Raw genomic sequence first — 22,853 nt, forward strand, 5'->3', positions numbered from 1 at the left:
AAACTGGCATAAAGGATAAATGCTCCTTCCGCATACAACCTGAGTTCAGGATAAAACGTACTGCGTCCGTTGTAAAGAAGGATCAGGCCGCTTCCGGCGTCGGAAGCGCTTGGGCCTTGGGCTTCATCCGCTTCCAGCCGGATCCGATCAGCAGCAGCAGGAATCCGCCTCCGACGTTCCACAGAACGGCCGCATTCGAGGACGCCGCGTCCCAACCGCCGAAATACATGACTTCCCGCAGCCCGACGGCGGCGAAGCGCAGCGGCGTCCAGGCGTAGATCCAGTCGCGGGATGCCGCCGACAGGAACTCCGGCGCCATGTTCAGCATCGGCATCGAGAAAAACATCAGCAGCACGAGAATCGCCATCGCGGGCATCCCGAACCAGTTGAGCAGCGCGGATTGTACCATATAGAAGGCTGCGCCGGCGAGCCATAGGAACAGCCAAGTCTGCGTCGCCTCGGCCAGCTCCATGCCGTACCAAGCGGTCGCTTCCCAGACGAGGAAGGCGGAAGCGATCCCGGCAAGCAGGATGCCCGCGACGGGCTGCCAGACGATCGCGGTCGGTCTGCGCGAGCCGACCTTCATGGCGGCGCCGCCTGCGAAGAACAGGATTAGCGCCGATACCAGGCTGCCCATCCACATGATCTGCGTGAGCAGGCCCGGCGCGTTGCCGGTCGCGTTGTACGCGCCTACCGCGTGAACGGTCTCTTCCTGTACGACGATGGGGGACAACAGCGCCGCTGCGGTAGCCACGGACACCTGCTGCGTCTGCGCGCCGATCCGCTCGAGCATCGACTTCGACAGCTCCGCGCCGGCGAGCCGCATCGCCTGCGCGAGCCCCTGCTTTACGACCGTGGAGGCCTGCGCGTTCAGCCCCTCGTTCGCGACGATCTTCACCGTCGCCGGCTTCGGCGCGGCACTGGCCAAGGAGGCGACGCCGGCGCTGAGGTCCGCCGGCACGATCAATGCGCCGTAGTATTGCCGGTCGTCCATCCCCTTGCGGGCCTCGGCCTCGGAGCCGACGACCGTCCAGGCGATCGGCATCTGCGCGTTCGACGTCAGCTTCTCCTTCAGCATCTCCCCGACCGCCAGCGATTCGCCGCCCGGCAGCGACGCCGGCTGATCGAGCATCACGAGCGCGACCGGCACCTCCTTCGGCTTCGCCCCGAGCACCGAGCCCATCATCGCCGCCCCGAATACGACCAGCACGATCAACACGATCAACGTGCCGATCCATACGATTTTTTGCTTGAATATCGTCATATCTCTATTCGCTCCTCTTGTCCGCGTTATTGAACATATTGTTGATTAACGTCCACATTGTTCATTATAATGACGAGACAGCGGCGTTCAATCGTCAATATGCGATTGCGATGTTCATAAATCAGCAGATCGATAGCCGGCTGTTGAATAACGCAGAAAAAGAGGCGGAGGCACGGCGATGACGGATAAATTGGACAGGCGAAAAGCGCGGACCCGACAGCTCCTCCACGACGCGCTCATGGCGCTGCTTCAAGAAAAGAGCGCCGAATCGATCACGGTCACGGACGTCACAGGCCGCGCGGACGTCAACCGAGGCACGTTTTACTTGCACTATCGGGACGTCGGGGATATGGTGCAGCAGCTGAAGGACGAAGTGATGACCGGCGTGCGCGCCCGCGTCGAGAAGCTCGACATCTCGGCGGCCATGCAGTATATCGATCGGGACGAGCCCTATCCGGTTAGCGTCTCGATTTTTGAGGAGATCGCGAAGCATGGGGAATTTCTGCGCATCATGCTCGGCGAGAAAGGCGATCTCTCGTTTGCGAGGCAGCTTCGGGAGCTGTTCGCCAGCCGCGTTCATGCCAAACTGAGTACGCTGTCGCCGAACGAGAGCGCCGTGCCGCTCGACTATCTCATCTCCTACATCGCCTCCGCCAACTTCGGCATCGTGACCCACTGGCTGGACACCGGCCGGCAGCTTACGCCCGCGCAGATGGCCAAGGTTATGATCAGCTTGATGAACTACGGCCCGCTCGTATCGAGCGGGATCCGGAAGAGGCTATAATAAAGAACGGTCAAAGAAGCTTGACCGTTCTCCAAAGCACTTCTTTTTGCACACCCGGGCAGGAAACATGCCTGGCCAAAAAACGGACCATATCTGCGTTGCGCGCTTCGACGAACAGGAGCCATTCTGAGAATGCCGGATCGCGGATCAAGCGCCGTCCCCCTTCGGCCGCCAAAGCGATGCCGCGCCCCATCCGCTGATGCCGGGGATGCACGAACATCGTTTTGAACAGCATCGTTCGGGTGTCAAACGGCTCGAAGATCATCCATCCGACGACCGCTCCGCCATAGCGCAGGAGCAGGCTGCGTTCCTTATCAATCAGGTTTTCATCCGCAAACGGCGAGTAGTCTGGCGTATACCAAACGCCCTCTCCTTGCCGTACTTCCTCGTACTCCTGCGTCGTCAACGTCGTGAAGGGTCTGACCGCAAACACATCCGGCAGCCGTAATCGATAGACCCACGGCATCTCCGGATGAAGCCCCGTCGAGCCGCCCCAAATTTGAATGCCGTGTCGCGGTTTGCCAAATCCGCATGCCTTTAAAAAAGCGGCCTCTACCGTGTCAGGATCGGCGCCTCCGAGATATTCGGCTCCGATTGCGCGCGTTCCCGTCTGCCTCAGCGCCGTCTCGATCTCGCCGAATAGCGCACGCCCCACGCCCTGGCGACGCTCCGGCTCGGATACGGTCAGCGCGAGCAAGCCCGCCGTATCGGATGCCTCACGCCGCTCGGCAATCGCCACTCCGACCGGCTCGGCTCCCCGACGGGCTCCCAGCGCCAGGAACGAAGCCGGAAGCCGCTGCTGCAACACATGGCTTAACACAGGGGGGATCAGGCCTGTGTAAACACCTGGCACTGCGTCCTGAATCGCCTCAATCTCCAGGGCTTCCATCTCAGTATTGCGGTACGTCTATCGTTGAATCGACGGAAAGTGCGTTCCCGGCATGGTCTGTAATGCCAGTCGCGACAATCCTGAATTTGCTGGACGATTGAGGCACAAATAAAGCTTTTGCTCCATCTCTCAACGTAATGATAATGCGCTTATCGACGAATTCGACAGAATACTGAGTATCCACAGTTAATGGCTCGAAATCGACGGCATTGCCGCTCTGAGAAAACTGTACCTGCAAACTATATCCCATTATTGATGTCGTCAACAATTCGTTTGCCGTTAGCGTGAACTGATCGTTGCCGTAGACACTGCTGCTCAACGTCGGAACCGTCTCGTCCATAACGATCGGCAGCGTCACCTGGCTGACCTCCTCGTTACCCTGCTTGACATGGAATACAAGGGCAGCCTCCGTGCTTTCGGTGGCGGCGTCTAACGGGTGAATGGTAATCCCGGAAGAGTCCGGAGTGAGCTCCACAAGCGGAGATGTGGATTCAACCGTGATGGTGCCCACCACGCCGCTTCCGCTCTCCGTTACGGTAAACTGTTTATTGACGGTATCGTATTCGATCGTCTCGGATACCGCGCCGCGTTTGATTTGCAAATAATTTTTAATACTGCGCTTATTGTATTGCTCATAACTGTCGGTAGACAGAAACGTATCTCCGGTCGTGCCGGTTCTGCCGCTGTTGAGGTAGAAAGGACGCCCCTCCAAGGAGGCCTTCAGCGAAGGCGAGCTAACGTCCTCAAACGCCGTAATTGCATCCTGCAGTGCCGCCTTCGCGCTGTCGATCTCCGACTGTATTACTCCAGCCTTCGCCTTTACTTCTTCCGCAGCTTGGATCGCGTCGTTCAGCGCGTCGATAGCGCTCTGCGGATATTGACCTTCTTCGGTGCCGGCCACCGCCGCATCGACAAGGTCCCAGGCGTCAGCGATCGCTGCAGCCAGCTGCGTAAGATCGATATGGACGGCAGTCTTCTTAAATGCATCGATCGCTTCCTGCAGGGTTGCAGTTGCGCCGTTGATCTCTGCCTGCGTGGCTTCGGCGTCTCCCTTCACTACTGCTGCTGTCTCGATCGCATCGTTCAACACATCGATCGCGCTCTGCGGGTACTGGCCTTCCGCGCCGCCGGCCACTGCCGCGTGAGCGACGCCCGAGGCTTCTTCGATCGCCGCATCTAACCGTGCTGTACCGACGTGCACGACTGCAACCTTAAATGTATGGATCGCCGTCCGAAGCGAAGCGGCTGCGCCGTCGATCTCAGCCTGCGCTGCACCTGCGCTGGCCTTCGTCTCTTTTGCAGTCGCGATCGCGACATTCAGCGCGTCTATCGCGCTCTGCTGATACTGGCCTTCCGCGCCGCCGGCCACCGCTGCATCGGCAAGGCTCGAAGCTTCTTCGATCGCCGCATCCAGTGTTCGCGTGTCCGCGACAATCGGAGCGCTGTTAGATACCGAGGCGGACGGCTTGGACACCGGTACGCCGCTTGCCGAGACGATGCTGCCGATCTGCGCTTGAACCTGACCCGGATTCGTAACGATATCCGTCAGCGCGACGCCATCCGGCAGGACCAGGCGGGTAATACGCACATCGCTGCCGAGGGTCAACTTGGCTTTTGAATTGGTAACCTCGATCTCGCCATAGGAACCTTTGCCGGACAGCGTCACCGTCTGCCCCGTAAGCTTCAGATGGTCAACGATCGCATCGACGGATACGTTAGCCGCTTGATTTTGCAATGTCAGGTTCGTGACCGATCCGCCGCTGATCGCTACATAGTCGCCCGATATCTTCAACGTCGCTCCCGCGGGCATCCCTGTCGTATCCAGCTTAACCGAAGACCCCGCCTTCCCTGCAGCGACGATCTCCAGCTCCGACAGATCGTTCAAGCTCCGAACGGCAGATTTGAACCTAAGCACCGCGCCTTGAAGCGCCTCTATGTTGCCGTCGCCTAGCAGAAGACGCTTCAACGCGTCCGATACGAGCAATGGCGTCCCGTTAATCGTTATTACATCCCCGTCTACCTTGGTTACGGTTGCCGTTTGCTCTTTTTCCGGGAAAATATCGACCAGAAACTGTGCAATATCCGCTCTTGCGACTTCCTGCCGCGGTTCGAAGCCGTTCGTCTGCGGGGTCATCAGCCCAAGCCGGAGCGCGGTTTGCACGGACGCTGAGGCCCAGCCGCTCGCCTCGGCGGCAAGCGCGGGGTCCGTCTCAAGTCCGCCGGTCGTATTCTGGCCGTTGACGGCACGTACGAATACGGACGCCAGCTCCTGCCGGGTAATCTTGCGATTCGGCTCGAAGCCGGCATTCGATCCGTTCATGAGACCGGCCTTGCGGACCGCCTCAATATAACCGACGCTCCAACTGTCGGAGGCTACATCCTTGAAGGTTGATCCGGCATTCGTATCTACCGAAAGCTTCAGTGCTTTGGCCAGCAGCACGGCCAACTGCGTCCGTGTCAACGACTCGTCCGGCTTGAACTCCCCGTTCGGATAACCGCTGATCAGCCCTAGCGAGACCGCTTGGTTGATGGCTGCCTGTCGGTCGGCCGGGACCGGACCGATATCTTTAAACGAAGTTTGCTCCGAGGATACCGAAGGGGCGGCGAGTACGTTCCTGGCCCCGAAAGTTGTTGTAGCGATCATGCTTGCCAGTAAAACTGCTTTCCAGTTGGTTGCCAGTTTAATCCCATCCTCTTGGTTGAAAAGTCTTAAGGTCAGTATAATCTTCGTCGATGACGGTAAAATGACAGATTTCGATGAATTACGACACAATGTGTGCAAACCGAAGAACCGCCAGGAGAAACTCCCGACGGTTCTTTGGCCTTTCTTTTCATAGCCATGCGCCGCGATCGGAGGGATAGATCAGTCGATCAGGTCCGCATACTGCATGAACCTCTTCAACATAACGGCCGCTTGCGCGCGGCTCGCCTGCGCCGAAGGCACGAACGTGTCGGTCGTCATGCCGGTGATGATGCCGGCATCGACGGCTTGCGCCACGGATACGCGGGCCCAGCTGCCGATCGCGGACTTGTCCTTAAAGGCGTTCAGCGAGGCTTCCGAAGACGCTGCCGTCGAAGCGGAGCCTTGCGCGTACGCGACGGCTCTCGTGATCATGATCGCCATCTGCTCGCGGGTGATCGTAGCGCCTGGCTTGAAGCTGCCGTCCTCGAAGCCTTCGACCAGCTTCGCCTTTACGGCTGCGCCAGTCGCGCCTGCGTACCATGCGCCGGATGCGACATCCTTGAAGCCGGCAGCGCCGGAAGCGTCCGGCGTGAGGCCCAGCGCACGGACGAGCAGCGCCGCGAACTCGGCGCGCGTGATGCTGCTGTTCGGCGCGAACTTCGTGTCGGACACGCCGTTGACGACTAGCTTGGAGGCGAGCAGCTCGATGTCTGCTTTTGCCCAATGCGTGCTCAGGTCGGAGAAAGCTTTGGTAGCCGTCAACACCGTATAGATGCTGTTGCCGTTGCGCTTGAACGTAATCTTGACAGTGCCATCCTCTTGCTTCGTGAATAGTGCAGGCACGAAGGTAAGGGCGCCCGTCTGCGGATCGTATAGCGCGACGGTCGAATGCGAAGCGTCAATCGTGCCGGAAGCGACGACCGTACGCGACACATAGGTCGAGCCGAATTCATTCAGCTCGGAAGTCTTGCCGCCGCCGGAAGCGACGATCGAGAATTCGATCGCGCCGCCCTGCTGCGAGGCGCCGATACCAGCCGCGCTAGCCTTAATCTTGGCGTTGATGTCATCCGCGGACGGGACGATATTGACTTGAATGCTGATGCTTCCCGGCTCAGCGCCGAGGCTCGCCGCGATCGCGTCGAAGTTCAGCACGCCGAGCGGCAGCGAATATTCGCCTTCGCCGGTTTGCAGCGATACGATCGCACCCAACGAGGCGGCGTCCTTCAGGACGGAGAACGGCAGGTTAAACTGCACGGCATCGCCCTGCTTGCCCTCATAGGCAATGTATACGACAGGTGCTGCGCCCTTGTTGTCCTGCTGCGCAGCCTTTTTCAGCGCGTCGGCGAGCGATGCGCCGTCTTGCGTGATGACGGTCGTCGAGCGGCCGTTGACGTCTACCGTCGAAGTCTTGTTCTTGCTCGTGTCGACCACGACCGGTACAGCGCCGCCTACCGGCGTGATGACCTTGCCCGGCGTCGGAGGAGGCGTCGGCGTCGACACCGACCCGCTCGGAGGCGGCGTGACTATCTTCGCCGTCACCTTAAAAGTCTTGCTGGCTACCTCGCTGCCTTGCCCCGCAACCACGGTATAGGTACCAGCGGGTTCGCCAGATCCGATCGTGAACGGCGCAGCGAACTGACCTGCGGTCACTGGCACGATATCGAAGTACACGACGCTGGTGTCCGGCCGCAGCACTTTGACGATGACCTCATCCAACGAGGTATCGCCTTTAATATCGACTTGATCACCCGCCGTAACGTCCGCTACGCCCTGCAGCGAGACGCCCGAGCTCTCGGCATAAGCCGCCGCGGACGGCACGAAGGCCAGGCATAGCGTCAGAATCATGAATATACGAAGCATGTGCGATTTCACTGCTTGTTTCCCCGCTCCCTTAAGGTCTGTTGTTGTTATTATATTGCGACAGCATCATTGCTTCGTCGATCTCCGTCTGCGTCTTGATCGTGCCAAGATTCAGTCCGAGGTTCAGCGTATCGCTGTCGAAGCTGCTGACTAAGAAGGCCTTGACCGTATAGTTTTTTGTGGCTGCGTCGTTAACGCTGAAGTTCGCCGAATAAGTACCTGTGCCGATTGCCAGCTCCGCTGCCGCGATGCTCACCGGCGTATTACCGTCGAACAGCTCGAACACGACGGCTTGCGTACCTGTGTTGCCGCCTGACTCGGATGACTTCAACAAATTAACGTAATTGTTATTACTATTGCTATTGCCATAAGCCTGATTGTAAATAAACACTTTTGCCGTAATGCCGCTCGTCTTCGTGATCGACGGAGGCGTCATATAGAAGATATCGGACGACTTAAAGGTCCCGCCGCTATACGTTTGCGTTTGATAGCCGTCCGCTTCGACGCTCACGTAGTAGTAATGATCCTTCAAGAAGACGCCCTTACGAATCGTTAACTTGCCGTCTTCAACGCCATACTCCGTTCCCGTCAACTCTCTATAACTGCAAGTGTTGTAGTCCCAGACCGTAACGCTAAGGATGTGGCCGATCCATTCGGCATTCTGGTCAAGCTTCAGTACGGTATCCGCATCTGCGAACAAATAACCCGTAATCCGGGGAGCAGCAGCGACGATCGTCGTCACGAGCTCATCGTTCGATACATAGCCATGAGAATCCGTTAAGGAGTTCGCATCAATCTTAACTTGAATGGTGCCCGCCGTGATTCGGTTCTTCAAGAAGATCCCGATCTGGTTGCTTTGTACGACAATTCTATCGTCGGCGGACAGCTTCGTGAATGTCTTGCCGTTGTCCGTCGAGATCGAGATTTTGTCCTGCAGGTGGGTGCCCACTTCGTCCAAAGTCAAGTCAGTCAACTTATTAGAATAAATGGCATCGAGTTCCAGGCCTACAAAGCGTCCATTCAAATCTACGGTGCCGCCGTACAAACCGATGGAGCTATGGTCGTTAATGTCAAACCAAGCCGAGTTGAACGAATCATTTGAATGATTGCCAGAGAGATCGGCGATTTGGCTAAGAGAGAAATAATAGTAATGTACCTCACTATCGCGCGTCTCGAAATGGATCGTCACCGATGAACCCGACACAGTCACTGTCGCACCCGGAGGCAGCCCATGTACATAGTCACCGCTAATCGAATCATACCAGTTAACATTGCTTTTGAACGCCTCGAGATCGTCGATCGCTACATTTTCGTTAAATTGCAAGGTCAGGTCCTTGAGATCTTTTGATACGACATAGTCCACAAGCTCAGGAGGAGTCAGATCGCTGTCATCATTTAATTTAAAATACGACGAAGAGATTTTACTCGAAAAGTAATTGCCTTCCGCGTCCTGCAGCGTAGAACCTTGAATGACGATTTGGTTCGTCTCGATTGTCAGCGGAGTTGCGAATTTGACGATCAGCTGATTATCTTTCAGCGTCACCTTATCGCCTTCTTCTAGGTTCCTTCTCTGAGTGACATCTTGATTAATTTGTTGCACATATATTCTCGAATTCAAATCGGTTGCGTCATAGTCCGGCGTGGGATAAATGTTGCGGTCGAACGTGACCGTAACCTCTTGATCGTTGTCGCTGAGCTCCACGCTCTTAATTGCCGGAGGGCTCACGGCAAGGGCCAACTCCGGTGTGACATTGCCTGCCGTATCCTCGAGCAAACCGGCTGCGAGTTTAATCTTAGTCTTAGGGCCGGAGACAAGTGCTACATTTTGATTAGAGTATATTTGCAAATAATTGCTTTCCCAATCCAAACTTACTACGCCGTCAAGCAATGGAGAGAAATGCTCTCCATCCTGCGCGATTTGAATTTGGCTTTGGAGATAAGACGCTTCGTCCTCGATGCTATCCGGGTATACGACGACGAAGTCTTCGTCGAAGTATAGCTTCACACCCTCACTGTAGCTCTCCGCTCCCACGAATTCCGGAGGCGTGATATCTCGACCCACGATCGAATTCAGTTCAATCGAACTCCCGTATGTGGCTTCCTGGTCCATCAGCCATAGCGCATCTGCCTCAATCCGAACGGCGTTGGACTTGCCGACCAACTCCGTATCCAGCGTCAAAACGAGCTGGCGCCGTTTATTGCTATCATACTGGACCGAATCCTTGTCGCCGAGCGGCGTTGGCTCATTGGTACCCGTCAATTGAAGCGAGATCGCGTTCTTCAATTCATCCGAGTTTCCCGCCGGCTCTATGTCACTGTCAAAACTGAGAGTAATCGTCTTGAAATCCTCGCTGACGGAAGCTGTCGCATTTAGCGTCGCGGGCGTAATCGGCTCCGCACTCGCCGCAGGCGCGTACGAGAACGCCGCGAAGACCAACATCGCCAGCATCAAAAATACTGAAACTTTTTTCATTCTTCTTTTGTCACTCCTATATGTTTTTAGTGATTCTTTTTGCCTACTATGTCAGTATAAATGACGCCAATGACGGCAAAATGACAAACTTCGACGAAAGTCCATTCCCGCCGCGCATGCGAAAAAAGACTCATCCCGAGTGGGAACGAGTCTTCCGGCCAGCTTCCTCTATTGATCTATCTCTTCTATTCGGCGGCTTCCAGCTGCGTCAGCAGCTGTCCGTACAGCTTAGTCACCTCTGTCGATGGCCGGACGCCCAGCTCTTCCTGAAGCGTGTCCGAAAACTTCGCGTACAACCGGGTCAGCGCTTCTCGATTGTGCTGCAGGGCCAGCGCCCTCATATATAGCTTGACCGTATCCTCGTCGAGCTCGTTGTATGCCGTGAGCTTGGCAAGCAGGCGGATCGCGGCCTGGATATCCCCCCGGTCCAACAACGCCTGGCCAAGACGAAGGGTGAACGACGCGTACATTTGGGAAATTCGTTCGACCTCGCTCCACGCCCACGGATAGGCGAGATCCCCGAACAGCTGGCCTACGTAGGCACGCTCCAGCTCGATCGCCCGGTCCAGGTTGGACGCATCCACCCCCGCCATTTCCCTACAGCCCTCTTCGAAGCGATGGAGGTCGACCTCCGCCAGCGTCAGATTCAGCGCATAGTGATTGGCGTTCGAATACAGGCTTCCCTTCATGCCGATCGCTTCGAGCAGCTTGCGGAGCTGATAGGCCGTCGTGTTCAAGTAGACCTCCGCGTTCTTGCGGGGCATGCCGCCGAAGATGTCCTCGATCAGCCGCGCCCTGGAGACGAGGCTCCCGCGCTGCAGCACCAGATAGGCGCACAGCTCCGCGCTCTTGCTGGATCTCCACTTGACGAGCTCGCCCTGCGCGCCGCGGATCTCCATGCGCCCGAGACAGTTCACTCGCACTTGCGGCTCGGGTATTGCCGGACTTTCCGCGCTTCCCTTGCCTTCGCTCGCTTCTGCCATCGCCCTTCGGACGGTATGGTGCAGCCGCTCCTGAACGACAGGCTTCACCATAAAGTCATAGGCATAGACGTCGAACGCGGCCAGCGCGAATTCGGTATGCGAGGTCACGAAGACGAGCTTGACGTCCCTGTCGCTGGCCCGAAGGCGCTGGGCGAAGGCCATGCCGCTCTCCTTGGGCATGTTGATGTCGATGAAGATCAGGTCGACCGCGTTGCCCCTCAAATATGCCTCGGCCGATGCGGTGTCCGCGAAGCTGCCGACGACTTCGACGCCGTCGATTTTAGCCAGCATCCGCTTCATGATCAGGTGCATCGCCTTTTCGTCGTCTACGATCAGGACCTTCATCCGATCTCCCTCTCCGCCATCAGGTCGTCGCCGAATGCGACGTCCGCCTGCGCGGCCGGCACCGTGAAATAGAATACGCTGCCCTGCCCGGGCGTGCTTTCGAACCAGAGCTCTCCTCCGTTCAGCCGCACGAACTCCTTGCAGAGCGCGAGCCCCAGCCCGACGCCTCGCTCGCCCGCCGTTCCTTCGGTAGAGACGACGTTGTCCTCCCGCAGCAGCGTATACAGCCGCTCCTCGGGCACGCCCGTGCCCGAATCGCTGACGCTGACGGTGAACGCGTCTCCCGACCGCGATGCCCGCACCTGGATGTCGCCGCCGAGCTCGGTGAATTTGATGGCATTGGACAGCAGATTGCGGAGCACCAGGTCGAGCATCTCCTTGTCCGCGTACACGAACGCGTCCGACTGGACGTCGGATGCGATCCGGATGCCTTTGCCGTCGCTGCGGCCTTGCAGAAGCCGGACATTCCGCTGCACGGAGTGGGACAGGCTCTGGACGATCGGTACGAAGACCATGCCGCTCCGCTGACTGCGGAACCATTCGAGCAAGCTCTCGACGAGCGCAAAGGTGCTGTATACCTGGCGGCTCATCTCTTGCACGATCTCCTCATGGTCCTCTCCGCAGGCGGACGCCTCCTCCTCCAGCAGCTCGGTCAGATTCAGAAGCACCGCCATCGGATCCCGGATATCGTGCGCGATCACGTTGAACATCTGATCCTTGAAGGCGTTCAGCTCGCGAAGCTGCCTGGCGTTCTCGAGCAGCCGCTCCTCGGATCGCACCGCGTCCGTCACGTCGCGCAGCAGCAGCATCTTGCCCGTCGGTCTGGAACGGAAATCGGCGATGAGCGAGAGCTGGACTTTATAATAACGGTCCGCGGCCTCGTCCTTAAGAAGCTCCTGATCTTCGGAGCCAGGCGCACGGTCGATTCGCCGGAGAAGCTCGTGATTGGCCGCGAAAACGGCCGATGCCGGCTGGCCGATGCCGTTTTTGCGGCCCAGGCCTTGAATCGTGCGCCCGGCCGATTGATTGAAGCCGGTGATGTTGTGCTCCAGATCCAGCAGCACGACGGCGTCCTGCATGGATTCGAACACCTTCTGCAGCGCCATCGGCGCGAGCCGGAGCAGATTGAACTGGTAGATGCCGAACAGGAAAAAGATGCCCGAGAGGACGAAGCCGAACGGAGAAATATCGAACGGCGTGGGCAGCACCTCGCTGAGATAGACGAGCGTAAAGCTATAAGGGGCTAGCGAGCCTACCAGCATGAGCGCGACATGCTTTTTCATGGACGGCGCGGACTTGAAGTACATGCGCAGGAGGAGGACGGTCCCGACGAGGATGAGCACGTATGCATACACCGCGTGCATGTAATAGAGCGGACCCCGGACGATCCGGGCCAGCGGGAAGCCCTCGGAGTCGTCGAGCGTGAGGCTTTTGTAAAAAAGATGATGCCATTCGTTCGTATTGTGGGCGATGAACGTCACGACGGGAATGACCATCGCGGCGGCGACGGTCCATTTGCGTATGTAGGCCTGCTTGCCCGTATATTGGAGCACCATGACGATCCAGAATACGGTTCCGAACGGGATGCCGATATACTCGATGCGCAGCCAGAAGCGTATAGTCTCCAGCGACGTACTGACGAGTTCGAATGCGTAGCCGAGCGTGTAGAACGCGGTGCTCAAAATGCATAGGCCATAGCTGACCGCGATCGGCAGCTCTCTTCTTTTCCAGCACAGATAGACGACCACCGCGGAGCAGCCGGTAGCCGCGATCAGCAAGGCGGACAAATATAAATTGAAGTTCATAAAAGAGGAGGCTCCTCATGGTGCTAGGCTGGAAATGCGTTCATTCGCTTCTACAGTATACACCCCTTTAATGACGGAGAAATGACAAATTTCGACGAAAACAGACGGCGCCGTATTTTCCTTTAAGAAAATACGGCACCGACGTCCGGCCTATGTTATTCCGCTTCGCCCACGACGGTGAAGCGCTCGCCTTCATGCGCGGGCTGCTCGATCTCGTCCACGATCGCGATCGCATAATCGGCGTAGCTCACGTAGCTATCGCCCTTCGCGTTGACGAGGAGTTGATCCCGTCCTTTGCGGTAAGCGCCGGTACGCTTGCCCGCCGGATCGAAAAACGCGGACGGGCTGACGAACGTCCAGCGGATGCCGGTCGCGGCCTGAAGTTCCTGCAGATTCTGCGCCTGGCTCGACGCGGTCGCCTTGAACATCTCGGGGAAGTCGGGCGTATCGACGACGCGGAGCGTCTTGGCTTCGTCTACGAACAGGCTGCCGGCGCCGCCTACGACGATGAGGCGAGCGTTTGACGCGCCCCGGAGCGCGGCGATCAGCGCCCGTCCGGCTTCGGCATGCAGATGCGCTTGGTCCAGCGGCGCGCCGAACGCGTTCACGATCACGTCGAACGCTTGCAGGTCGCTTGCTTGCAGATCGAAGATGTCCTTCTTGAGCACCGGCCAGCCCTTGTCCGCCACCTTGGACGCGGTGCGGACGATCGCCGTCACCGCGTGACCTCGCGCCGCCGCTTCCGTGGCGATTGCTTCGCCTGCCTTGCCGCTTGCGCCGATAATTCCGATTTTCATGAACGTATCCTCCTCAACGATGATGGGTTCTTTTGCAAATGGATATTGCTTATGCGCCGAACTGGGGTGAAATTCGTTGAAACCATGACGGTTACAACAAGTGCAGAGAAAAGCGCTTAGCCGTTCGCGGCACGCTTTTCTTCGATCTCCCGCGCCAGCACGTCGACGAGCTCTCTCATCGTCACGGCGGCCAGCACGCCCTCCATCGCCGCCTGCGCCTTGAACATCATCAGGCGAAGGACCTGCTCGATGTTGGCGCCGACCGGACAAGCCGGATTCGGCTGTTCGTGCACATGGAACAAGTTGCCTTCTTCCACCACGTCGACCGCGCGATACACGTCGAGCAGCGTGATCTCGTCCAGCTCCCGAGCCAGCGTAGCGCCGCCGCTCCCGGCTTTGACGTTGGCAAGTCCCGCCTTTTTCAGATGACCCAGCACCCGGCGGATGACGACCGGATTCGTCCCGACGCTGCCGGCCAGCCATTCCGACGTATGGTGATCCTGCGGCCGAATCGCTAGCAGGGACAAGATATGCACGCCGATGGAAAATCTGCTGCTGATTTGCATAAGCAACACCCTTTCGTTGTAAAAATTATAGTTACAACTCATGAGGGATGTCAAGGCTTGCGTTCCGGAGTCGAATAGACATTGCTATAGGATTCCGTTAGAAAGGGAAGCCCATTCCTTGCTTGGCTTCCCTTTGTTTCATGCCTGCATCCCGCTATTCCGCAAGCGACCGTCTAACCGACGAAGCCGCTTCGTCCAGCGCGGCGACGACCTGGTCGCACCAACCATCGAATGCCGGATCCTCACGCTGCAGCTCAGGGTGCGCCAGAATGTGCGCCACGGTCCGCTTGATCCCTTGATCGAAGCGCGTCTCGGCCGCGAAGCCGGGGACCAGCCGCTTCAGCTTGGCGTTGTCGAAGACGACGGAGTTCGCCTTGTCCCCGATCAGCCCGCCCGTAAAATCTTCGCGACTGCAAGCCGCCAGAAATTCAGAAGGCGCATGCACCGCCCGCAGCGGGACGCCGAGCGCGTCCGCGATGGCCGCATAGATCTGGTTCCAGGTCAGCGACTCGTCCGAAGTGATCTGGACCGACTCGCCGATCGCGTGCAGATTGCCCATCAGCCCGATGAATCCTTTCGCGAAATCTTCATTATGCGTCATCGTCCACAAGGAGGTGCCGTCGCCGTGAATAAGGACGGGCTTGCCTTCGAGCATCCGCTTGGCCACCTGCCACGAGCCCTTGCTGCCATGCACGCCCAGCGGTATCGAGCGCTCGTCGTACGTGTGGCTTGGCCGCACGATCGTGATCGGGAAGCGCTGCTCGCGATACTGCTTCATCAAATATTCCTCGCAGGCGATCTTGTTCCTCGAATATTCCCAATACGGATTGGCGAGCGGCGTGCTCTCCGTGATCCGGTAGTCGGACAGCGGTTTCTGGTAGGCGGAGGCGGAGCTGATGAAAATGAACTGCTTGGTTTTCCCCGCGAAAAGACGGTAATCCCGCTCGAGTTGGGCAGGCACGAAGGCGATAAAATCCGCCACCACGTCGAAAGACAAGTCCCGGATCAGCTCCGCTACGCGCGTTTCGTCGTTGATATCCGCCTCGAGCGTCTTGACGTTCGCGGGCAGCTCCGCGTTGCGCGAGCCTCGGTTCAGCAAATACAGCTCGCAGCCTTGCGCCGCCAGTTGTCTCGTGATCGCCGCGCTGATCGTACCCGTGCCGCCGATAAATAACGCCTTCATCAAAAAGCACCTCCGCAAAGTGAATTGGAGCAAGCGATAATATTCGTCCCTACCTATATTCGCTGCCGGGAAAGCCGGTCCTGTCGCCGGGCGCCCGAAAAATCGGGCGGACCGCCGCCGTAGTCACAATCCTGACGGTCGAGGTCACCAGCTTGGTAGCCGGCAAGCCATTGGCGCTCCTACAATGGGTTCACGGTGCGGCCGTCACCGACAGCGGACCGCCCGCTTAAAGGAAGGAGGCGTCTATCGCAGCAAGGAGGAACGGGCACGAACGACTCCAATATTCCACGATACGGAGGTTATGAAAATGTTAAACATGCTATGGCTTAAAAAAGCGGCGGCCAGCGTACTTGCTTTTACGCTGATCGCCGCGCTGGCGCCGCAGTTCCCGCGTACGAATGTCGCATCCGCCGCCCCCGTCGTGTACGAGGCGGAATCCGCCGCCAAGTCAGGCGGTGCCGTTACGGCGGCGGACCACGTGGGCTACAGCGGTACCGGCTTCGTCGGCGGCTATACGGATGCCAACAAGGGCGGCGCAGCGACGTCTTTTTCTGTAAGCGCTTCATCATCCGGCAGCTATACTGCGTCTTTGCGCTACGCGAACGGCACAGGCTCGGCGCAGACGCTGAGCCTGTACGTAAACGGCGCCAAGCTGAAGCAAGTGTCGCTGCCGGCGACGGCGAATTGGGACACGTGGGCGACCGCGACGGAGACCGTGACGCTAGCGTCCGGCGCCAACACGATCGCGTATAAATACGATACGACCGATACCGGCAACGTTAATCTCGACAGCCTGACGATCGACGTCTCTCTGGGCGCGAACTTGGCATTGGGCAAGACCGTTACCGCCAACAATACCTTCAGCGGATTTCCTGCCTCGAACGCCGTGGACGGCAATGCCTCCACCTACTATGAGGGTGCGGCAGGCGCCTATCCGAACACGCTGACCGTCGACCTCGGCAGCGCCCAAAACGTCGGCACGGTCGTCCTTAAGTTGCCGGCCTCCTGGGGCTCGCGCTCGCAGACGCTCTCCGTGTCCGGCAGCGCGGACAACGCGAGCTTCAGCACGCTGAAGGCTTCGCAATCGTATGCGTTCAATCCCGGCTCCAACAACTCGGTGAGCCTCTCGTTCACTGTGGCTTCAGCCCGATACGTCAGGCTGAGCTTCACGGCGAACACGGGCTCCACCGGAGGGCAGGTCGCCGAATTCGAGGTGTACGGGTCCGGCACCGCGCCGACGCCAACGCCGACGGCCACGCCTACCGCGACGCCGACTGCGACGCCTACCGCCACTCCAACCGCCACGCCGACCCCGACGCCGCCGCCTAGCGGCACCTATGAAGCCGAGTCGGCCGTCCGATCGGGCGGCACGGTCGTGGCGACCGACCATACGGGCTACAGCGGCTCGGGCTTCGTAGGCGGCTTCACCGACGCCAATAAAGGCAACGCGGCGCTCCAGTTTAACGTGAATGTCGCTGCGGCAGGCAACTACACTTTAAGCCTCCGCTACGCCAACGGCTCCACCGTGACGCAGACGCTCAGCCTTTACGCGAACGGCACGAAACTGACGCAGGCGGCGCTGCCCGCAACGACCAACTGGGACACCTGGTCCGTCAAGACGGACAGCGTCTCCCTGAACGCCGGCAGCAATACGATCATGTACAAATACGATACGACGGACACAGGAAACGTCAACCTCGACAGCATCCAGCTGGCTGTCGTCGTCGCGACGCCAACCCCAACGCCTACGCCGACGCCGCCGGTCGGCACGTATGGCGCGACGATGCCTTACGACACGTACGAAGCAGAGAACATGACGTACACCGGCGCCGTCGTCGGCCCGAACACGACGTTCGGCAACATCGCCTCCGAGGCTTCAGGACGCAAGGCCGTCCGGCTCACTTCTACGGGCCAATACGTGCAATTCACGCTGGCCAAGGCCGCCAAAGGGCTCACGCTGCGCTACTCCATCCCGGACAACGCTGCCGGCACCGGCATCGACTCGGCGATCAGCCTTTACGCCGGCGGTACGCTGATCAAGGACATCCCGCTGACGTCCAGATTCAGCTGGATCTACGGCTCATGGGGAACGGAGGGCGGCCAGATCCGCTGGTCCAACAATCCGAACGCCTCGCCCAACACGCCGCACCATATGTACGACGAAGTCGCCGTCGTGCTGGACCAGCAGTATCCGGCGGGCACGGTCATCAAACTGCAGCGCAATGCGGCCAATCTGAACTTCAGCTCCGTCGCGAACGTCACCGTCGACCTTGTCGAGGCGGAGCCCATTCCGGCTGCGCTGACCATGCCGGCCAACTATGCGTCCATCGCCAGCTACGGCGCGGTCGCGAATGACGGCGCGGACGATACGACCGCGATTAACAACGCCATTAACGCAGTCAAAAATTCGGGCGGTTCGCTCAAGGGCATCTGGATACCCTCGGGCACCTTCAACCTGAACAACGGCGATCGCGGCGCCGGCTTCGACGGTTCGGGCACGCGGCTATATCTGGACAACGGTATCTCGATCAAAGGCGCGGGTATCTGGTACTCGACGCTCGCGGGCAACTATGCAGGCATCTTCATGCGAGCCGGCAACGTCACGCTGTCGGACTTCAAGATAAGCGCGAACGACGTAATACGCGACGACTACAACGGCGTGACGGCCGTCGAAGGCGTCGGGACTAATTCCACGCTGACTAATCTGTGGATCGAGCATGCCAAGGTCGGCTTCTGGCTAACGGATCAGACAAACGGCGCGACGATCTCGAACTCCCGCGTACGGCAAGTGTGGGCGGACGGCATGAATCTGCACCGGGGTACGTCCAATACGACCGTCACCAACAACTCGGTCCGGGGCAGCGGCGACGATGGGCTCGCGATGTGGTCGGACGTATACCTGGATACGAACAATACGTTTAGCTACAACACGGTCCAAATCCCGACGCTGGCGAACAACATCGCGATTTACGGCGGCCAGGGCAATAAGGTCATCGGGAATCTGCTGACGGACACGGTGGTAAACGGCTCCGGCATCTCCTTCGGCACGAACTTCGACCCGCCGTCGATGACGGGCACGCTGACGATTCAGAACAACATGCTGCTGCGGACCGGCTCCCTGCACAAAGACTACGGCTATCAAATCGGCGGCATCTGGGCATACTGGCTGAACAATAACGGCAGAGCGCAAAACCTGACCGTGACCGTATCGGGCAACACGATTCAGGACAGCACCTATTCCGGCATCTTCATCGAAGAGCCGGCGCCGAATATCTCCGTTGCGTACTCGGGCAACACTGTTACTAACGCCGGCACGTATGGCGTCTATATCCGGGGCACGGCGACGGGCAGCTCGACCTTAACGAACAACACGGTGAACGGCGCGCCTTCGGGCAAGTTCCTGAATACATCCTCCAGTTTCACGGTGTCGGGGTCGGGGAACAACTGGTAACCGAATCGGGAAAACAAATTCGGTCCTCCTGTCACAAATCCGCCCGCCTCGTTGTCTTAGATAGCAGGAACGACAAATACGAGTTAAATGGAGGAATCGACATGCAATTGCGAATGAACTATATGACGGCGAACCAGGCCGCTTTCCAGGCGCTGCTGAAGCTGGAGGACTCGGTCAAAAAGCTGGGCCTCGAGCCCGTGCTCTACGAGCTGATCAAGATTCGGGCGTCGCAGATCAACGGATGCGCCTTCTGCGTCGACATGCATACGGCCGACCTGCGCAAAATGGGCGAATCCGAACGGCGGATCAACCTGATCGCCGTATGGCGCGAGGCCCCGCAGTTCACCGCGAAGGAACGGGCCGCGCTCGCCCTGGCGGAAGCGGTCGTGCGCATCGCCGACGCCGGCGTGCCGCAGGATATCTACGACGAGGCGCGCCGGCACTTCAGCGAGAGCGAGTACGTCGCGATCGTGATGGCGGTCAACGCGATCGGCAGTTGGAACCGCATCGCGATCTCGACGGGCATGTTCCCGGGCTGCTTCGACAAGGAGACGGCGCAGGCGTAAATTTCTGAGTAAAGAAGCGGATTGCGGATGTCTTTGACAGTCCAGGCGGCACGTGCCAAAACGGGCGGACTCTGGTTCCGTTATTTCGCAAAGTCGTGTGGATTTGCGTAGGTTGCCGGACCGTGGTTCCGTTATGGCTGCTTCCGCAGGCTATAAAACCCGGTTTTTCGTGAAATAGCGGATTCTGTGTCCGAAACGAGCCGTATTCGCTCCTTTTGACGTGAACAGCGGATCTAAGGTCCGTCTCGCCCTCTCGCCCCTCCCGCAGCAGGTTAGACCGTCAGAGGCCGGCATCGCCTCCTCATTCAACAAAGCCACCCGGCCGGGTGGCTTTGTTGGCGTCGCGGGATGAAGTTGGATAAAATGAAGGCAACATATAAGGATAAGGGAAAGCAACTAAGAAACGGAGGCGGGCTCCTTGAATACCAGCGACGCGACGCAAGACGTCGAACGGCTCTACCGCGAATACAAGCCTCTGCTGACCTCGATCGCCTACCGCATGCTCGGCTCGATGAGCGAAGCGGAAGATGCCGTGCAGGACGTATTCGTCGCCGTCAGCCGGCTGAACGGCGGCGAGGAGATCGAGCATCCGAAGGCCTATCTCGTCAAAATGACGACGAACCGCGCGCTCAACATGATGAAGGCCGCGCCTCGCCGACGGGAGAGCTACCCGGGGCCATGGCTGCCCGAGCCGATCATTGAGCTGGACGACAAGGAGCAGCCTCTGGAGCAGATGCTTCGGCATGAGCGGCTCGGCTACGCGATGCTCGTGCTGCTGCAGACGTGCACGCCGCCCGAACGGGCCGTGTTCGTACTGCGCGAGTCGTTCGGCTACGACTACGCCGAGATCGCGGCCATGCTCGACAAGAGCGAAGCCGCCTGCCGCAAGATCTTCAGCCGCGCCTCCGCCAAGATCGGCCACTTGCAGCCGACGGAGCACGAGGACGCGCCGGAACCCGAGATGGATCGCTTCGTCCGTTCGTTCGAGGAAGCGCTCGCGTCCGGACGCCCGGATGCGTTCGTCCATCTGCTCGCCGAGGACGCCGTACTGCTGAGCGACGGCGGCGGCATCGTGCGCGCGGCGATCAACCCGATCGAAGGCCCGGCGCGCATCGTCGCCTTCTTTGCCGGCATTGCCAACAAGGGCTCGCTCGACGGCCGCTGGCGGCGCGTGCGGATCAGCGGGCAGCCCGGCCTCCTGCTGGAGCGGGATCGCCTGACGCCGGTTGCCTATACGCTCGAGCCCGACGGTCGCGGGGGGATTCGCGCGATTTATATGGTGTCCAACCCGGAGAAGCTGACGCGAATCTCGCGCTAAAAATGCGAAGAGCCGTCCCGGAGGACGGCTCTTTGTCTTGTTAGGAGAGCGCCATGCTTTTCGACGGGTCAGCCTCCGGCTCCGACGTCCGGTTCATCCGCGAACCGAACGGTCGGACGGTTCACCCCGTGCAGCTCGAATACGACGATCTCGTTCTCTCCTTTGCGGAGCAAAGGTCCGGGGACGTACAGCCGGCGCTGCGGCCCGAGGCTCCAGTATCTCCCGAGATTGAAGCCGTTCACGAATACGACGCCCTTCGTCCATCCGTCCAGCTCCAGGAACGTATCGGCCGGTTCCTCCACTTTCAGCTTGCCGCAGTAAAAAGCGGGGTCGCCTTCCGGGGCTTCGAACGCCGAATTGGCCCGTCCTCCGGACTCCGGCGCCGCTTGTGTCCCTGGCGCGAAGACCAGTCCCGACAGATCGTCCAGCGGCAAAGCGCGAAGCTCCCAATGATACAGGAACTGATTGCCCAGCCGGATGCCTTCGGTGACGCCCTTCGGATCGCGCATCAGCGGCCCGTAATTAATGCGCCCCATGTTCTCCACCAAAATGTCTAGCCGGACGCCTTCGGGCGGAATGTCGAAGCGGATCGGCGGATGCGTCCTGCCGCTGTCCGCCCGTTCGACGACGCCCAGGCAGCGCCCGTCCACGAACACCAGCGCGCGGTCGCGCACCTCTTGAATCACAAGCTCGTTATCCGGACGCGGGCCTGTGACATGCGTTGAATACAGGATGAAGCCGCTCGACTGCCCGACGTTCTCCATCGGCTCCGGCGTCGTCCGCTTCATCGGCGCAGACAGCGCGTCCAGCGAACCGAACAGCGATGCCCTCTCTGCCAAGATGAGCTCGCCATAGTCCCGGCTTGGGATCCGGGCGGGCAGCGGGTCGTCGGGCAGCGTCATATGCTCGGACAGCACGCGCCGGACCGCCTCGTATTTGACCGTCGGACGGCCGGATTCGGACAGCAGCGCGTCGTAATCGTAGCTCGTGACGGTAGGCGCATAAGCGCCGCCATGGTTAGCCCCGCTCCAGAAGCCGAAGTTCGTGCCGCCGTGGAACATGTAGAAGTTCAAGGAAGCCCCTTGCCGCAGGATCGCGTCCAGCTCCTGCGCCAGATTGTCCGCATCCCGGACATGATGTTTTTCTCCCCAGTGGTCGAACCAGCCGTTCCAAAATTCCATCACCATGAGCGGGCCGACGGGCTGATAGCGCCGCAGCTGCTTGAAAGCCTCCTCCGACCGGGAGCCGAAGTTCACCGTCGCCAGCGCTTCCGGCACCATGCCGCCCTGAAGCATGAAGTCGGCTTCGCCGTCGGACGTGAACAGCAGCACGTCCATCCCTCTGGCGCGCATCGCGTCCCGCAAGTACGCGAGGTACGCGGTATCGTTGCCGTAGCTGCCGTATTCGTTTTCGATCTGCAGCGCGATGATCGGTCCTCCGTTCGTGCACAGCAGCGGGCGCAGCATCGGCAGCAGCCGGTCGTAATACGCGTCGATCCGCCGCAAGTACGGCTCGTTGTAGCAGCGCAGGCGAATTCCCGGCTCCGCGAGCAGCCAAGCCGGCAGCCCGCCGAACTCCCATTCGGCGCAGATGTAGGGGCTCGGCCGGACGATGACGTGCAGCCCCAAGCTTCCGGCCAGCCGGACGAAGGCGGCTACGTCGGCGATGCCGGCGAAGTCGAACTCGCCGGGGCGCGGCTCGTGCAGGTTCCACGGCACGTACGTCTCCACCGTGTTGAGGCCGAGCGCCCTCAGCTTCAGCAGCCGGTCCTCCCAGTACTCGGGCACGGTGCGGAAGTAATGAATCGCGCCAGACAGGATCCGTACCGGCTCGCCGTCGAGCACGAATCGATCGCCTTGCGCCTCGAACGTTTTCCTTGCTGTCAT

The 22,853-nt window shown here is 59.4% G+C and carries 15 protein-coding genes; 4 read left to right on the forward strand and 11 right to left on the reverse strand.

The genetic code is table 11. The features are described from left to right. Nucleotides 1-82: 82 nt before the first annotated feature. On the reverse strand, nt 83-1,264 hold the full coding sequence (locus BM235_RS26630; protein ID WP_090117279.1) for a YhgE/Pip domain-containing protein: 1,182 nt from the start codon (nt 1,262-1,264) through the stop codon (nt 83-85). Between the two features lie 178 nt (nt 1,265-1,442). Between BM235_RS26630 and BM235_RS26635 the strand changes: the two genes are divergently transcribed. After that, the gene (locus BM235_RS26635) at nt 1,443-2,048 is read left to right on the forward strand and encodes a TetR/AcrR family transcriptional regulator (protein WP_090117280.1); all 606 of its coding nucleotides are present in this window, start codon (nt 1,443-1,445) and stop codon (nt 2,046-2,048) included. Between the two features lie 10 nt (nt 2,049-2,058). Here the strand turns inward: BM235_RS26635 and BM235_RS26640 are convergent, their stop codons facing one another. From BM235_RS26640 to BM235_RS26680, 9 genes are all read right to left on the reverse strand, one after another. Beyond that, nucleotides 2,059-2,937, reverse strand: a complete 879-nt coding sequence (locus tag BM235_RS26640; protein WP_110468892.1) for a GNAT family N-acetyltransferase — start codon at nt 2,935-2,937, stop codon at nt 2,059-2,061. Between the two features lies 1 nt (nt 2,938). Continuing rightward, entirely contained in the window at nt 2,939-5,581 is a 2,643-nt protein-coding gene (locus BM235_RS26645) for an S-layer homology domain-containing protein (protein ID WP_090117282.1), read from the reverse strand. Between the two features lie 219 nt (nt 5,582-5,800). Then, nucleotides 5,801-7,480 (reverse strand): S-layer homology domain-containing protein, encoded by a 1,680-nt coding sequence (locus BM235_RS26650; RefSeq protein WP_143106734.1) that lies wholly within the window; start codon nt 7,478-7,480, stop codon nt 5,801-5,803. A 31-nt stretch (nt 7,481-7,511) separates the two neighbouring features. Then, entirely contained in the window at nt 7,512-9,953 is a 2,442-nt protein-coding gene (locus BM235_RS26655; RefSeq protein ID WP_090117284.1) for a hemoblobin-interacting domain-containing protein, read from the reverse strand. Between the two features lie 185 nt (nt 9,954-10,138). Then, nucleotides 10,139-11,281, reverse strand: a complete 1,143-nt coding sequence (locus BM235_RS26660; RefSeq protein ID WP_090117285.1) for a response regulator — start codon at nt 11,279-11,281, stop codon at nt 10,139-10,141. Continuing rightward, the gene (locus BM235_RS26665; RefSeq protein ID WP_090117286.1) at nt 11,278-13,086 is read right to left on the reverse strand and encodes a sensor histidine kinase; all 1,809 of its coding nucleotides are present in this window, start codon (nt 13,084-13,086) and stop codon (nt 11,278-11,280) included. Before BM235_RS26665 ends, BM235_RS26660 begins: the two co-directional genes overlap by 4 nt. A gap of 155 nt (nt 13,087-13,241) precedes the next feature. Next, nucleotides 13,242-13,883 carry an NAD(P)-dependent oxidoreductase gene (locus BM235_RS26670; RefSeq protein WP_090117287.1) on the reverse strand — a complete coding sequence of 214 codons (642 nt, stop codon included), beginning with the start codon at nt 13,881-13,883 and terminating at the stop codon, nt 13,242-13,244. A 116-nt stretch (nt 13,884-13,999) separates the two neighbouring features. Continuing rightward, complete coding sequence (locus BM235_RS26675; protein ID WP_090117288.1) at nt 14,000-14,449, reverse strand: Rrf2 family transcriptional regulator; 450 nt, start codon at nt 14,447-14,449, stop codon at nt 14,000-14,002. Between the two features lie 154 nt (nt 14,450-14,603). Then, nucleotides 14,604-15,632 carry an SDR family oxidoreductase gene (locus BM235_RS26680; protein ID WP_090117289.1) on the reverse strand — a complete coding sequence of 343 codons (1,029 nt, stop codon included), beginning with the start codon at nt 15,630-15,632 and terminating at the stop codon, nt 14,604-14,606. A 307-nt stretch (nt 15,633-15,939) separates the two neighbouring features. On the opposite strand from BM235_RS26680, the gene BM235_RS26685 reads away from it, so the two are divergent. The 3 genes from BM235_RS26685 (at nt 15,940) to BM235_RS26695 (ending at nt 20,967) form a co-directional block, all read left to right on the forward strand. Then, nucleotides 15,940-19,083 (forward strand): CBM35 domain-containing protein, encoded by a 3,144-nt coding sequence (locus tag BM235_RS26685; protein WP_255374615.1) that lies wholly within the window; start codon nt 15,940-15,942, stop codon nt 19,081-19,083. 101 nt (nt 19,084-19,184) lie between these two features. Next, nucleotides 19,185-19,649: a carboxymuconolactone decarboxylase family protein gene (locus BM235_RS26690; protein WP_090117290.1), complete on the forward strand. Its 465-nt coding sequence runs from the start codon at nt 19,185-19,187 to the stop codon at nt 19,647-19,649. Between the two features lie 418 nt (nt 19,650-20,067). Continuing rightward, nucleotides 20,068-20,967 (forward strand): sigma-70 family RNA polymerase sigma factor, encoded by a 900-nt coding sequence (locus BM235_RS26695; protein WP_090117291.1) that lies wholly within the window; start codon nt 20,068-20,070, stop codon nt 20,965-20,967. 68 nt (nt 20,968-21,035) lie between these two features. On the opposite strand, the gene BM235_RS26700 is transcribed toward BM235_RS26695, so the two are convergent. Then, nucleotides 21,036-22,853 carry a glycoside hydrolase family 35 protein gene (locus tag BM235_RS26700; RefSeq protein WP_090117292.1) on the reverse strand — a complete coding sequence of 606 codons (1,818 nt, stop codon included), beginning with the start codon at nt 22,851-22,853 and terminating at the stop codon, nt 21,036-21,038.

Source organism: Cohnella sp. OV330 (genome assembly GCF_900112065.1).
GTDB lineage: Bacteria > Bacillota > Bacilli > Paenibacillales > Paenibacillaceae > Cohnella.

What these genes read in the sequence shown, in the direction of transcription:
- BM235_RS26700 (WP_090117292.1), bottom strand. Translation starts at nt 22,853, where the DNA reads ATGACAGCAAGGAAAACGTTCGAGGCGCAAGGCGATCGATTCGTGCTC.
- BM235_RS26635 (WP_090117280.1), top strand. Translation starts at nt 1,443, where the DNA reads ATGACGGATAAATTGGACAGGCGAAAAGCGCGGACCCGACAGCTCCTC.
- BM235_RS26680 (WP_090117289.1), bottom strand. Translation starts at nt 15,632, where the DNA reads ATGAAGGCGTTATTTATCGGCGGCACGGGTACGATCAGCGCGGCGATC.
- BM235_RS26660 (WP_090117285.1), bottom strand. Translation starts at nt 11,281, where the DNA reads ATGAAGGTCCTGATCGTAGACGACGAAAAGGCGATGCACCTGATCATG.
- BM235_RS26655 (WP_090117284.1), bottom strand. Translation starts at nt 9,953, where the DNA reads ATGAAAAAAGTTTCAGTATTTTTGATGCTGGCGATGTTGGTCTTCGCG.
- BM235_RS26690 (WP_090117290.1), top strand. Translation starts at nt 19,185, where the DNA reads ATGCAATTGCGAATGAACTATATGACGGCGAACCAGGCCGCTTTCCAG.
- BM235_RS26685 (WP_255374615.1), top strand. Translation starts at nt 15,940, where the DNA reads ATGTTAAACATGCTATGGCTTAAAAAAGCGGCGGCCAGCGTACTTGCT.
- BM235_RS26650 (WP_143106734.1), bottom strand. Translation starts at nt 7,480, where the DNA reads ATGCTTCGTATATTCATGATTCTGACGCTATGCCTGGCCTTCGTGCCG.
- BM235_RS26675 (WP_090117288.1), bottom strand. Translation starts at nt 14,449, where the DNA reads ATGCAAATCAGCAGCAGATTTTCCATCGGCGTGCATATCTTGTCCCTG.
- BM235_RS26630 (WP_090117279.1), bottom strand. Translation starts at nt 1,264, where the DNA reads ATGACGATATTCAAGCAAAAAATCGTATGGATCGGCACGTTGATCGTG.
- BM235_RS26645 (WP_090117282.1), bottom strand. Translation starts at nt 5,581, where the DNA reads ATGATCGCTACAACAACTTTCGGGGCCAGGAACGTACTCGCCGCCCCT.
- BM235_RS26670 (WP_090117287.1), bottom strand. Translation starts at nt 13,883, where the DNA reads ATGAAAATCGGAATTATCGGCGCAAGCGGCAAGGCAGGCGAAGCAATC.
- BM235_RS26640 (WP_110468892.1), bottom strand. Translation starts at nt 2,937, where the DNA reads ATGGAAGCCCTGGAGATTGAGGCGATTCAGGACGCAGTGCCAGGTGTT.
- BM235_RS26665 (WP_090117286.1), bottom strand. Translation starts at nt 13,086, where the DNA reads ATGAACTTCAATTTATATTTGTCCGCCTTGCTGATCGCGGCTACCGGC.